Origin of the sequence: Paenibacillus catalpae, assembly GCF_900112695.1 — a bacterium.
Classification (GTDB): Bacteria; Bacillota; Bacilli; order Paenibacillales; family Paenibacillaceae; genus Pristimantibacillus; species Pristimantibacillus catalpae.
The window spans coordinates 25,535-39,329 of the sequence record NZ_FOMT01000011.1; the positions used below are offsets into that span (position 1 = coordinate 25,535).

The window sequence follows — 13,795 nt, forward strand, 5'->3', positions numbered from 1 at the left end:
CTTATTCATTAGATACGTTCGATAACTTTATCGACCAATCCATATTCTCTTGCTTCTTCTGCGCTCATGAAGTAGTCGCGGTCGGTATCCTTCTCAATGCGCTCCAAAGGTTGTCCGGAACGTTCAGCCAGGATGTTGTTCAGCTTATCGCGCATCTTAATGATGCGGCGAGCGCGGATCTCGATGTCGCTTGCTTGACCTTCAGCGCCGCCAAGCGGCTGATGGATCATCACTTCACTGTTCGGAAGCGCGTAACGTTTGCCTTTGGCACCGGCAGTGAGCAGGAAAGCGCCCATCGATGCAGCCATGCCTACGCAAATCGTCGAAACATCGGGTTTAATGTATTGCATCGTATCATAGATAGCCATGCCTGCTGTAATGGAACCGCCAGGGCTGTTAATGTAGAGAGAAATATCTTTTTCGGGATCATCTGCTGCAAGGAACAGCAATTGGGCGATAATGGAGTTGGCCACTACGTCATTTACGCCTGACCCGAGGAAGATGATGCGATCCTTCAGAAGACGGGAGTAAATGTCATAAGCGCGTTCTCCGCGATTGCTCTGTTCAATAACCATAGGAACGAAATTCATATCCAACCAAGTCCCCTCCTCAAAATAAAAAAGATGGTACTGCAATAATCTCATCATAGCGGATTGCAAATCAAAAGTCAAAGAAAGTCAAACTCGGTTTTTCTAAAACCTAAATATGAAGTAAAACTAAAAACCGCCCTCCTGAGGAGGGCGGTTAATGTTTATGTATAGGCGATAATGTGAATTTGAATGGCGCGCCCGCTAGGAATCGAACCTAGATCTCAGGCTCCGGAGGCCTACGTCATATCCATTGGACCACGGGCGCATAATACAGTGTCAAGCAACAGCAAAACTTAGTATACGCGATTCACTTCTAGAAAGCAAGATAGATGAGAAAAATAAATTTGATCAAATCGTGAATACAAACGCTTACATGAACGATTGCTTACTTGCCATGTGAATTGTTTTTAGTTAAAATAAAGGTGGGACTTAAAGTGAGTATGCGGGACGTTTAACGTCCATCCCCTGAAAGCCCATTACGCCTATGACGGGTGGAGTGAAAAGTAGAGGATGCGCCACATTATTGAGCTGCAACAGCAGCTTCTCCCAGATTTGCTTGACGTAATGAAGAAGCGTTATTCGATATTGCGCCAAGTCATGTTGTCTGATCTGATCGGCCGGCGGACACTCGCGAATTCCTTAGGGATGACGGAACGGGTGCTGAGGGCGGAGACGGATTTTCTGAAATCGCAAGGACTGCTTGAGATTCATACGGCGGGAATGCGGATCAGCGAATCAGGAAAGCAACTGCTTGAACAATTGGAGCCCTTCTACAAGACGTTATTCGGCTTGTCCGATCTGGAAGAGAAGATCAGGAGTCACTTCGGTTTATCGCAGGTAGTTGTTGTTGCAGGCGATTCCGAGGAGTCAGAGCAATCGAAGCGAGAGCTCGGAAGAGCGGCTTGCCAGGTGCTTCAGAAAGTCATGGAGCCAAGTGATGTCGTTGCGGTAACCGGCGGTACTACAATCGCTCAGGTAGCCAATCAGTTAACTTCGGCAACGCCGCTGAAGAACAATTGGTTCGTACCGGCAAGAGGCGGACTTGGTGAAAGTCTTGATTATCAGGCCAATACCATTGCATCTACGATGGCAAAGCGTACAGGCGCCAATTACCGGATGCTGCATGTACCGGATCATCTTGGCGATGAAGCTTACGCCTCCATGATGCAAGAACCGAATATCCGCGATATAGTCGAGGTTGTCCGAAGCGCCCGAATTGTTGTACACGGGATCGGGGACGCTATGGTGATGGCCCGGCGCAGAAAGCTGAATCCCGAATTGGTGTCGGCGATGGCGGCGGATGGGGCATTGGCAGAAGCTTTTGGCTTTTATTTCGATCGTAACGGCGAAGTAGTTCACAAAATGCAGACCGTAGGATTACGACTCGAAGATATTGTGAAGACTGAAGTTGTTATTGGTGTCGCAGGCGGCAATAGTAAAGGCGAAGCTATAGCGGCCATAATGAAATTTGGGCATGATGATGTACTTATTACGGATGAAGCGGCTGCCCTGGAAATATCCGCGATCATCGACGCACAGCAGCAATCGTTATCTTAACGATTTGCGGCAAGTCTTGCTGCAGACCGTTTTGAAATATATACCATAGTCATTTAAAAAAGCTTAGGAGGAATTTAAAATGGTTAAAATTGGTATTAACGGATTTGGCCGTATCGGCCGTAACGTGTTCCGCGCAGCGCTGAACAACCCTAATGTAGAAGTAGTAGCGGTGAACGACCTGACTGACACTAGCACTCTGGCTCACCTGCTGAAATATGATACAACTCATGGCACTCTTGATGCTACAGTTGAAGCTAAAGAAGGCGCAATCGTTGTTAACGGCAAAGAAATCAAAGTATTTGCTGAGCGTAACCCTGAGAACCTGGCATGGGGCTCCGTAGGCGCTGAAATCGTTGTTGAATCGACTGGTATCTTCACAGCTAAAGAAAAAGCTGAGCTTCACCTTAAAGGCGGCGCTAAAAAAGTTATCATCTCCGCTCCGGCAACTAACGAAGACATCACTATCGTTATGGGCGTTAACGAAGACAAGTACGATGCTGCATCGCACACAGTTATCTCGAACGCTTCTTGCACAACGAACTGTCTGGCACCATTTGCAAAAGTATTGAACGACAAATTCGGTATCGTAAAAGGTATGATGACTACAATTCACTCGTACACTAACGACCAATCCGTTCTGGACGTTCCTCATAAAGACCTGCGCCGTGCTCGCGCAGCTGCTGAGAACATCATTCCTTCGTCGACTGGCGCTGCTAAAGCAGTATCCCTGGTTCTGCCAGAACTGAAAGGCAAACTGAACGGCATGGCTATGCGCGTTCCTACGCCTAACGTTTCTGTAACTGACCTGGTTGCTGAACTGAAAGTTAACGTAACAGTTGAAGAAGTAAACGCAGCTCTGAAAGAAGCTTCCGAAGGCGCTCTTAAAGGCATTCTGAACTACAACGAACTGCCATTGGTATCGAGCGACTACAACTCCGATCCAGCTTCCTCTACAATCGACGCTCTGTCGACTATGGTAGTAGAAGGCAACATGGTTAAAGTTATCTCTTGGTACGACAACGAGTGGGGCTACTCGAACCGTGTAGTTGACCTCGCAGCATTTGTTGCATCTAAAGGTCTGTAAGATAATCTAGCATTCCCCACAATGGCATGGAGGTCCCGGGGTTAATGCCCCGGGATACGCTTAGTCTGCGGCTCCACTTGGGTGGAATTTAAGGCGAAGGCGTTCCTTCCTGCGAGAAGGGGCGTCTTTTTTTGTATGCTGTCAACTTCATAATCAGGGAGGCAACACCAATGAATAAGAAAAGTGTTCGTGACGTAGAAGTAGCAGGCAAACGCGTATTTGTACGCGTCGATTTCAACGTGCCATTGGAAGAAGGCAAAATTACGGATGACAAACGGATTCGCGAAACGCTGCCAACAATCAACTTCTTGATCGAAAAAGGCGCTAAAGTTATTCTCGCGAGCCACCTGGGCCGTCCAAATGGTGAAGTAGTTGAAGAACTGCGCCACACGGCTTCTGCCGCTCGTCTCTCCGAGCTTCTGGGCAAACCGGTAGTGAAAGCTAACGATTCGGTTGGGGAAGAAGTAAAAGCACAAGTAAACGCTTTGAACAACGGCGACGTATTGCTGCTTGAGAACGTTCGTTTCCACGCTGGCGAAGAGAAAAATGATCCGGAACTGGCGAAACAATTCGCTGAGCTGGCTGACCTGTACGTCAACGATGCATTTGGCGCTGCACACCGTGCACACGCTTCGACAGAAGGCATCGCTCACTACCTGCCTGCAGTATCCGGTCTTCTGATGGAGAAAGAGCTGGATGTTCTCGGCAGAGCGCTGAACAATCCTGAGCGTCCTTTCACAGCAATCGTAGGCGGTTCGAAAGTGAAAGACAAGATCGACGTTATCAACAAAATGATCGAGATCGCTGACAACATCATCATCGGCGGCGGTTTGTCTTACACCTTCTTCAAAGCACAAGGCCATGAAATCGGCCAATCGCTCGTTGATAACTCCAAGCTGGATCTGGCTCTTGAGTTTATCGAAAAAGCGAAAACGCTCGGCAAAAACTTCTACATTCCGGTAGATATCGTAGTTACTGACGAGTTCAGCAAAAACGCGAACACAAAAATCGTTGACGTTGACGGCATCCCTGCTGATTGGGAAGGTATCGACATCGGTCCAAAAACGCGTGAAATCTATGCTGACGTAATTAAAAACTCGAAGCTGGTTGTATGGAACGGGCCAATGGGCGTATTCGAAATCGAGCCTTTCTCCCATGGTACTAAAGCAGTTGCTGAAGCATGTGCAACTACTGAGGGTTACACCGTAATTGGCGGCGGCGATTCCGCAGCAGCAGCTGAGAAATTCGGCCTTGCAGACAAAATGGATCACATTTCGACTGGCGGCGGCGCTTCCCTGGAGTTCATGGAAGGCAAAGCACTCCCAGGCGTTGTGGCTCTTAACGATAAATAAGAAACTGATAGAAAAGAGGGACTAAAGATGAGCAGAACTCCAATCATTGCTGGAAACTGGAAAATGTTCAAAACTGTTTCCGAAGCTGTATCGTTCTTCTCCGAAGTAAAAGGCAAAGCTGAAGTTGCTGGCGTAGAGAGCGTTATCTGCGCTCCTTACACGACGCTTCCAGCTCTTATAGAAGCAGCAAAAGGCACGTCGATTGCAATCGGCGCGCAAAACCTGCACTTCGAGGATAACGGTGCTTTCACAGGCGAGATCAGCGGCGTTATGCTGAAGGATCTTGGCGTTAAATATGCGATTATCGGACATTCCGAGCGCCGTGCTTACTTTGCGGAGACAGACGAAATCGTCAACAAAAAAATGCATGCGGCATTCAAACATGGCATCACGCCAATCGTTTGCGTAGGCGAGAAGCTTGAAGAGCGCGAGGCAAACCAAACGAAAGATGTTTGTAAAGTGCAAACAGAAGCGGCTTTCCAAGGCCTTTCGGCTGCGCAGGCTGCTGAAGTGGTTATCGCTTACGAGCCTATCTGGGCGATCGGCACTGGCAAATCCTCGACTTCCGAAGACGCACAAGACGTTATCGGCTACATCCGCAGCGTAGTAACTGATCTGTACGATGCAGCGACAGCTGATGCCGTTCGTATCCAATACGGCGGCAGCGTAAAACCTAACAATGTAGCAGAATACATGGGACAAGCAGACATCGACGGCGCCCTTGTCGGCGGTGCATCGCTTGAACCGGCTTCCTATATTGCACTAGTTGAGGGGGCCAAGTAAGATGGCTCCGAAACCAGTTGCACTTATTATTCTTGATGGTTTTGGCCTTCGCGACGATGTAACGGGCAACGCAGTTGCTCAAGCGAAAAAGCCAAACTATGACCGTTACTGGTCGACTTATCCGCACACAACCCTGACTGCTTCCGGTGAAGCAGTAGGCTTGCCGGACGGCCAAATGGGCAACTCCGAGGTTGGTCACCTGAACATCGGCGCTGGCCGTATCGTTTACCAGGACCTGACCCGGATCTCGAAGTCGATCCGTGACGGCGAGTTCTTTGACAATGAAACGCTTCTTGGGGCAGTTCGTCATGCGAAATCGAACGGCAAGAAGCTTCATCTGTACGGCCTTCTGTCCGATGGCGGCGTACACAGCCACATCGCTCACCTGTTTGCCTTGCTGGAACTGGCTAAGAAAGAAGATCTGAATGAAGTATTTATTCACGCCTTCCTTGACGGCCGCGACGTTGCTCCAGACAGCGCGAAGGGTTACCTGGAACAATTGCAGGCGAAGATTGAAGAAGTAGGGGTTGGTCAAATTGCAACGGTTCAAGGCCGTTACTATGCAATGGACCGCGACAAGCGCTGGGAGCGTACGGAGAAGTCGTACCGCGCTATGGTCTATGGCGAAGGCCCTAAATATACGGATCCAATCAAGGCTGTTGTTGAATCCTATGAAAAATCCGTTTATGATGAATTCGTTATGCCAACGGTTATCGTAGGCGAGAATGAAGAGCCGGTAGGTTTGGTTGAATCGGAAGATTCGATTGTCTTCTACAACTTCCGTCCTGACCGTGCGATTCAGCTTGGCCAAGTATTCACGAACGAAGATTTCCGTGGCTTCGACCGCGGTGAGCATCCTCCTAAGAACCTGCATTTTGTCTGCCTGACGCTGTTCAGCGAGACAATTGGCGGTTATGTGGCTTACTCGCCAAAGAACCTGGATAACACGCTGGGTGAAGTGCTTGTTCAAAACAATAAAAAACAACTGCGCATTGCGGAAACTGAGAAATATCCGCATGTTACGTTCTTCTTCAGCGGCGGCCGCGATGTTGAGCTTCCGGGCGAGACACGCGTTCTGATCAGCTCACCGAAAGTCGCAACTTATGACTTGCAGCCAGAAATGAGCGCATACGAAGTTGCGGCAGCAGCGGTGAGAGAGATCGAAGCCGATAAACATGATGCGATCATTCTTAACTTTGCGAACCCCGATATGGTAGGTCACTCCGGCATGCTGGAGCCGACAATCAAAGCGGTAGAAGCAACTGACGAATGTCTTGGCCAAGTGGTAGAGGCTGTCCTTGCAAAAGGCGGTGTAGCGATCATTACGGCTGACCACGGCAACGCAGACATGGTATTCGACGAGAACGGCCGTCCCTTCACGGCGCATACAACAAACCCTGTTCCATGCATCGTAACCCGTGCAGGCGCCGAGCTTCGCGAAGGCGGCATCCTGGCTGACCTTGCTCCAACTGTTCTTGATTTGTTAGAACTGGCTAAGCCGGCCGAAATGACAGGTACAACATTGATTCAGAAGTAAGTTTCAAGGTAGAATCAATACAGCTTGTTTTCCATGCTTCAACCCTATAAATGACTAAAACTAAAATTTAAGGAGTGTTACTTAAATGTCTATTATCGTTGACGTGTACGCACGCGAAGTGCTGGATTCCCGCGGGAATCCAACTGTAGAAGTAGAAGTATCCCTGGAGTCCGGCGGCAAAGGCCGTGCAATCGTACCATCCGGCGCATCCACTGGCGCTTACGAGGCTGTTGAGCTTCGTGACGGCGACAAAGGCCGTTACCTGGGCAAAGGCGTAGAAAAAGCGGTTGAGAACGTAAACGCGATTATCGCTCCTGAAATCATCGGTCTTGACGCACTTGACCAAGTGGCAATCGACCGCAAAATGATCGAGCTTGACGGTACTCCTAACAAAGCAAAACTGGGCGCTAACGCAATCCTGGCTGTTTCGATGGCTGTTGCACGCGCTGCGGCTGACGCACTGAACGTGCCTTTGTACACATACCTTGGCGGCTTCAATGCAAAAACTCTGCCAGTTCCAATGATGAACATCATCAACGGCGGCGAGCATGCTGACAACAACGTTGACGTTCAAGAGTTCATGGTTCTGCCAGTTGGCGCACCTACATTCAAAGAAGCTCTTCGCATCGGCGCTGAAATCTTCCACAACCTGAAATCGGTTCTGAAAGACAAAGGCCTCAACACGGCAGTAGGCGACGAAGGCGGCTTTGCTCCTAACCTGGGTTCCAACGAAGAAGCAATCACTACAATCATTTCCGCAATCGAGCGTGCCGGCTACAAACCGGGCGTTGACGTATTCCTCGGCATGGACGTAGCTTCCACTGAGTTCTACAAAGACGGCAAATACCACCTCGAAGGCGAAGGCAAATCCTTCACTTCCTCCGAATTCGTTGACCTGCTTGCTTCGTGGGTTGAGAAGTACCCGATCATCACAATCGAAGACGGCTGCTCCGAAGACGACTGGGAAGGTTGGAAATTGCTCACTGACAAACTCGGCGGCAAAGTTCAACTCGTTGGCGACGACCTGTTCGTTACAAACACTGAGCGTCTGTCCGACGGCATTGAAAAAGGCGTGGGTAACTCCATCCTCGTTAAAGTTAACCAAATCGGCTCGCTTACTGAAACATTCGACGCGATCGAAATGGCGAAACGCGCTGGTTACACAGCCGTTATCTCCCACCGTTCCGGCGAAAGCGAAGACAGCACAATTGCTGACATCGCAGTTGCTACAAACGCTGGCCAAATCAAAACTGGCGCTCCGTCCCGTACGGACCGCGTAGCGAAATACAATCAATTGCTCCGCATTGAAGATCAACTGGGTTCGGTTGCTCAATATGCAGGCAAATCGGCATTCTACAACCTGAAAAACTTCAAGTAATTTCTTCTTCCAAGGTGAAATGGCTGCCACCGTTTGAAGGCGGAGTACATTTCATGCCGGAGAGAGATTGATAAACGTAAAAGGCATCCCGGTGAGGGGATGCCTTTTTTAATTTACTCGGGAATCAACCGTGTGCTCCGCCACCATTAACGGCGAAAGCTGTTCCATCTTGCTAAATGAAGGAAATTGTAGAGAATTTTGAAACTATTGAATTACTTGTCCGCCTATGATAAAATAAATTTATGTGTTTTACGGAGCTCCTATGCTGGAGGTGGATCAAATGGAAATCTTTTGGAAGATTTTGCTCGTTATTTTCGCAGTTGGCTTGATCTTGGTCGTATTGCTTCAAAAAGGGAAAAGCGCTGGTTTGTCTGGTGCGATCACTGGCGGTGCTGAGCATTTGTTCGGCAAGCAGAAAGCTCGCGGTCTGGACTTGTTCCTTCAGCGTTTGACTGTAGGGCTGGCAAGTGGCTTCTTTATTCTGGCTCTTGTTGTAGCATACGTTGTTAAAGTTTAATGATTATGATTCGTACTCGAAAACGGAGGGATACCTCCGTTTTTTGTTTTTTCGGGGGAATTACGGATGTTCGGGATTAAATTCGTGTATACTAAACCATATATGATAATCTATCAACCGGTAGCTGGATGGCGGTAGGGAAAGCCTCCGGTGTATGAGGTGACAAGGAAACTTATGATGCAAGAGCAGGAACTGCTTGATTTTATGCGGGAAACGGCTTATAAGCCGATGACTTATCAGGAGCTGGAGCAGCATTTCGGTATTAGCGATGCAGCTGAATTTAAGGAATTTCTAAAGATGCTTAATCAGCTCGAGGACGAGGGCAAAGTCATTCGGACGCGCAATGAACGCTATGGCGTTCCGGAGCGAATGAACCTGCTGAGAGGTAAAATCCAGGCGCACGCAAAGGGCTTCGCCTTTTTGCTGCCGGATGAGAAGGATCATCCTGATGTTTACATACATGCAAACGATCAGAAGAGCGCGATGAACGGTGATATCGCGCTGGTACGCATTACTTCGCAAAGCGAAGGCGGCGGCCGGATGGAAGGCGAAGTTGTTCGCATTGTGCAGCGAGCTGTTACACAAGTGGTCGGCACGTTCGAAAGTCATGAAGCCTTTGGCTTCGTTGTTCCGGATGACAAAAGGATTAACCGGGATATTTTTATTCCGAAGGGCGAATTTCAAGGCGCGGTAACCGGACAGAAGGTTGTAGTGAAGATTACTTCCTACCCGGAAGGACGTTCTGCAGCGCAAGGTGAAATTGTCGAAATATTGGGGCATAAGAATGATCCGGGCATCGACATCCTGTCTATTATCCGCAAGCATCAGCTGCCTGAAGGCTTCTCGGACGAAGTGATGGCAGAAGCGGAAGCAGCCCCCGATTCGATCAGCGATGAAGAGATTATTGAACAGGGCCGCCGCGACCTTCGCGGAGAAGTGATTGTAACCATTGACGGCGAAGATGCGAAAGACCTTGATGATGCCGTACATGTGAAACGGCTCGAGAACGGCAACTATTTGCTTGGTGTCCATATTGCCGATGTCGGTTATTACGTAAGAGAGCGCTCGGAGCTGGATCAGGAAGCTTTCCGCCGCGGATGCAGCGTGTATCTCGTTGACCGGGTTATTCCGATGCTGCCGCACCGGCTGTCGAACGGAATTTGTTCGCTTAATCCTCAGGTTGACCGCTTGACGCTTTCTTGCGAGATGGAATTTGATTCGAAGCTGAAGCGTGTGCGCCATGATGTGTTTACGAGCGTCATCCGGACGAAAGAACGTATGACCTACACGAATGTGCGTAAAATTTTGACTGCAACCGAAGAAGAGCCCGAGACGGAATTGAAGGAACGTTATGCCGACCTCCTTGATATGTTCACATTAATGGAAGAGCTGGCGATGAAGCTTCGCAATAAACGGATGAAGCGCGGCGCGATTGATTTTGACTTCCAGGAGTCGAAGGTCATTGTGGACGAGCAAGGCAAAGCCGTTGATATCGTGAAGCGTGAGCGTTCCGTTGCCGAGCAGATCATCGAGGAGTTTATGCTTGCAGCCAATGAGACGGTTGCGGAGCATTTCCACTGGCTGCGCGTGCCGTTCCTGTACCGGATTCACGAGGATCCGGATCAGGAAAAGCTGCTCCACTTCATGCAGTTCGCTTCGAACTTCGGTTACGTGGTGAAAGGCAAGGGCAATTCCGTTCATCCGCGTGCGCTGCAGACGCTGCTCGAAGAAATTCGCGGCTCGAAAGAAGAAACGGTTATCTCGACGGTGATGCTTCGTTCGATGAAGCAGGCGAAATACGATGCGGAGAGCCTTGGTCACTTTGGCCTAGCGGCGGAATTCTACTCTCACTTCACGTCGCCAATCCGGCGCTACCCGGATCTTGTTATCCATCGGGTTATCCGCGAAGTGCTCGAAAATGGCGGCGCGCTTCCCGAAGCAAGAACGGAAGCACTTGCTGCCCGGATGCCGGACATTGCCCAGCATTCGTCGGAACGCGAGCGTGTGGCGGTTGATGCAGAGCGGGATACGGATAAGCTCAAAAAATGCGAATATATGCTGGATAAAGTCGGTGAGGAATTCGACGGTATTATTAGCAGCGTGACAAGCTTCGGCATGTTTGTCGAGTTGAGCAATACAGTAGAGGGTCTGATTCGTCTAAGCGATTTGACGGATGACTATTACCACTTCCACGAGCTGCACATGGTGCTCATCGGTGAGCGTACCTCGAAGGTATACCGTATTGGTGATGAAGTGAAAATCCGCGTCTCGCGGGTGAACATGGATGACCATACGATTGATTTCGAAATGGTTGATATGAAGCCGAGAAGTGATTTCAAAGGTGTCGCGGATGCAGGCTTTGGCGCTGGGCGCAGCGGCGGTCGCAAGCGCAGCGGCTTTGGCCGAAGCGGCGAACGCGAAGCGGTAGTTGGACGCGGCGGGAAGACGGGCCGCGGCAAAGAAAGCCGCGGCGGTGGAGACGGGCGTGCCGAGCGAAACGGCGGGCAAGGTGGTTCCCGCGGCGGAGGCAAAGCCGGGCGCGTTCCGGCCGGCGAAGCCGGCGGTGCGAAGCGGAAGCGCGAAGGCGCTGACCGCGGAGCGGGGGAAGGCGCGAGCCGCGCAGCCGAAGGCGCGGCGGAGCAATCGCCTTGGCAAGATCCGGCGAAGCCGATCGAGCAAGTGCGCGGCGCAAGATCGCGCACGGATATGTGGGGGCTGCCGATTAGCGGCAGCCGCGGCAGAGATGCCGATACGGGCGAAGATCCGGATCAAGGCAAATCGATTGACGGCAACCGCAGCCGCGGAGGCCGCAGTGGCAACCGCAGTGGTGGCGGCCAGCGCCGCAGTGATGCAAATTCTTCAGGTGGTGTGAATAATCCCGGCGAAGAAGGGAAAAGTAAGAAGAGGAAAAGAAAAGGCGGCGGTAGTGGTGGAGGAAACGGCAACGCAACCGCAGCATTCGTTCGCAAGAAACGTAAATAAATATTTAACATAATTCGTTCTATAACCTGAAAATACGGTGCTGCCTGATACGGCGCGGTCTGCGGAAAGCAGCACCGTTTATTAGGATAAGCTTGGAAAATAATATTTAAGCTTGTCGCTTGCATTTTGATTTTGGGTATAGTACACTCAAAGCAATTGATGATATGAACCTGAATTCACATATTGAAAAGGGTGTCATTTAAGTCATGGACCTTTTTCAATGTGTGAATTTTTTGTTTCGTAACGAAATAGGCGCATATTAATACATTTTTGGAGGTAATACACATGCAACAAGGTACTGTTAAATGGTTCAACGCTGAGAAAGGTTTCGGCTTCATCGAAGTTGAAGGCGGCAATGACGTATTCGTACACTTCTCCGCAATCGTTGGCGAAGGCTTCAAAACTCTTGAAGAAGGCCAACGCGTTGAGTTCAACGTTGTTCAAGGCAACCGCGGACCACAAGCTGAGAACGTTGTTAAGCTGTAATAGCTTAATTTAACGAACGAAGACCGCCCTTAATGGGGCGGTTTTTTGTTTTATGTAAGCGATGTATTTCCGCGGAAGGCTCTCTTGATTTAGACTTATAAAGTTGTTACAATGAATTCCTAATAACGCATTCTGATACCGGAACGGCGTAAACGAAGATGAGGTGAATCGCTGTGGGTGCTAAGAGAAATGACGGCAAACAACTCGCTCAAAACAAAAAAGCTTCCCATGATTACTTCATTGAGGATACGTATGAAGCTGGAATCGTGCTGATGGGCACGGAGATTAAAGCGCTCCGTATGGGGAAAGCGAATATTAGCGATGCGTTTGCGACGATTCGAAATGGCGAGATGTTTATTCATAACATGCACATCAGTCCCTTTGAACAGGGTAACCGCCATAATCCGACTGATCCGACACGCGCTCGGAAGCTTCTGCTTCATAAGCAGCAAATTCATAAACTGCTCGGTCAGTCCAAGCAGGAAGGTTATTCGATAGTACCGCTCAAAATTTATGTGAAGAACGGTTACGCGAAGCTGCTGATTGGCCTTGGTAAAGGTAAGAAGCAGTATGATAAGCGCGAGACGGCTGCGAAGCGTGATGCACAACGTGATATTCAGCGTGTGCTGCGCGAGAAGCAGAAGGTTGCAAGATAATTGGTGTATGCTGCATATGCTGGCAGCAACAATTTGAGCAATTAGAACTCGGTCGTGTTATACTAAGGTAGCGCTGAGGGAAACGAGGCGCGGCTGCAACAAATGAATGAAGGTAGTACTTGCTTGTAATGATTAGCGCTTAAGTTGCGCTAAACCTCATTCCAGGCGTTCTTGAAGCTAATCGGTTGTAATAGACCGTTTATGCCTTATTGGGGGCGTTTATGGATTCGACGGGGATAGTACGAGCATGGGTTGCGGGTAGCAGGGAGTCGTCTGCTTCATCAACGCTAAAGCCTATTAAATGGCAAACAACAACAAACTTACGCTTTCGCAGCTTAATAACCTGTGAGCGTGCTCCTACCTAGCATCGCCCATGTGACTAGACTAGGGGCTAACAAGTAGTGGGATACGCCGCTTCGGTCTCCGCCTGGGGTCGACGGAAGAAGATAATCAGGCTGACCCAACGCGTAGTCGGTTACGGGACGACGCTCGGGTGACATCAATACTGTGACTACACCCGTAGAAGCCTGTGTGGCGTTGTCTTCGGACAGGGGTTCAAATCCCCTCGCCTCCACCATGTAAATCCACTACCGCATGAGGTAGTGGATTTTTGCTTTGTTTTTGATAGATAGAAATTCCTAATAATTGGGTGTTACTATTTAAATAAAGATGAATTTTTAATAATAGTTTAAGAAAGTCTAAGCTTTAACTGATTATGAAAGCGGGCAAAGCTCACAAATCATCATACGGTCGAGAAAATGATGTTTAGAGGTAAATGGGAGGTAGAAGGTTTCTTACGGGGGGCGTCAGAATTTTTCTGTCGACCTTTTTTATTTGAATTAATTTGGCACAGAAGCGTTGTAGTGCCTTCTG

General features: G+C 49.4%; 11 protein-coding genes, 1 tRNA gene and 1 other RNA gene. 11 read left to right on the top strand and 2 right to left on the bottom strand.

The features are described 5' to 3' along the window. Positions 1–8: 8 nt before the first annotated feature. Both clpP and BM200_RS29360 read right to left on the bottom strand, forming a co-directional pair. Complete coding sequence (clpP, locus tag BM200_RS29355; protein ID WP_175533080.1) at positions 9–590, bottom strand: ATP-dependent Clp endopeptidase proteolytic subunit ClpP; 582 nt, start codon at positions 588–590, stop codon at positions 9–11. Positions 591–780: 190 nt separating this feature from the next. Beyond that, positions 781–855: transfer RNA gene (locus BM200_RS29360), tRNA-Arg, on the bottom strand. Positions 856–1,100: 245 nt separating this feature from the next. On the opposite strand from BM200_RS29360, the gene BM200_RS29365 reads away from it, so the two are divergent. From BM200_RS29365 to ssrA, 11 genes are all read left to right on the top strand, one after another. Beyond that, positions 1,101–2,147, top strand: a complete 1,047-nt coding sequence (locus tag BM200_RS29365) for a sugar-binding transcriptional regulator (protein WP_091190980.1) — start codon at positions 1,101–1,103, stop codon at positions 2,145–2,147. Positions 2,148–2,226: 79 nt separating this feature from the next. Beyond that, positions 2,227–3,231: a type I glyceraldehyde-3-phosphate dehydrogenase gene (gap, locus tag BM200_RS29370; RefSeq protein WP_091190982.1), complete on the top strand. Its 1,005-nt coding sequence runs from the start codon at positions 2,227–2,229 to the stop codon at positions 3,229–3,231. 170 nt (positions 3,232–3,401) lie between these two features. After that, positions 3,402–4,583 (top strand): phosphoglycerate kinase, encoded by a 1,182-nt coding sequence (locus BM200_RS29375; protein ID WP_091190984.1) that lies wholly within the window; start codon positions 3,402–3,404, stop codon positions 4,581–4,583. Positions 4,584–4,610: 27 nt separating this feature from the next. Beyond that, positions 4,611–5,366 (top strand): triose-phosphate isomerase, encoded by a 756-nt coding sequence (gene tpiA, locus BM200_RS29380; protein WP_091190987.1) that lies wholly within the window; start codon positions 4,611–4,613, stop codon positions 5,364–5,366. A 1-nt stretch (position 5,367) separates the two neighbouring features. Further along, positions 5,368–6,903 (top strand): 2,3-bisphosphoglycerate-independent phosphoglycerate mutase, encoded by a 1,536-nt coding sequence (gene gpmI / locus BM200_RS29385; RefSeq protein WP_091190989.1) that lies wholly within the window; start codon positions 5,368–5,370, stop codon positions 6,901–6,903. 85 nt (positions 6,904–6,988) lie between these two features. Beyond that, positions 6,989–8,281: a phosphopyruvate hydratase gene (eno, locus tag BM200_RS29390; protein ID WP_091190991.1), complete on the top strand. Its 1,293-nt coding sequence runs from the start codon at positions 6,989–6,991 to the stop codon at positions 8,279–8,281. A gap of 280 nt (positions 8,282–8,561) precedes the next feature. Beyond that, complete coding sequence (gene secG / locus BM200_RS29395; protein WP_091190992.1) at positions 8,562–8,798, top strand: preprotein translocase subunit SecG; 237 nt, start codon at positions 8,562–8,564, stop codon at positions 8,796–8,798. Between the two features lie 174 nt (positions 8,799–8,972). Then, entirely contained in the window at positions 8,973–11,780 is a 2,808-nt protein-coding gene (gene rnr, locus BM200_RS29400; RefSeq protein ID WP_091190996.1) for a ribonuclease R, read from the top strand. 285 nt (positions 11,781–12,065) lie between these two features. Then, complete coding sequence (locus tag BM200_RS29405; RefSeq protein ID WP_012772186.1) at positions 12,066–12,266, top strand: cold-shock protein; 201 nt, start codon at positions 12,066–12,068, stop codon at positions 12,264–12,266. A 173-nt stretch (positions 12,267–12,439) separates the two neighbouring features. Beyond that, complete coding sequence (smpB, locus tag BM200_RS29410; RefSeq protein ID WP_091190999.1) at positions 12,440–12,922, top strand: SsrA-binding protein SmpB; 483 nt, start codon at positions 12,440–12,442, stop codon at positions 12,920–12,922. A gap of 211 nt (positions 12,923–13,133) precedes the next feature. Next, positions 13,134–13,499: a transfer-messenger RNA gene (gene ssrA / locus BM200_RS29415) on the top strand. The last annotated feature ends 296 nt before the right edge of the window (positions 13,500–13,795 follow it).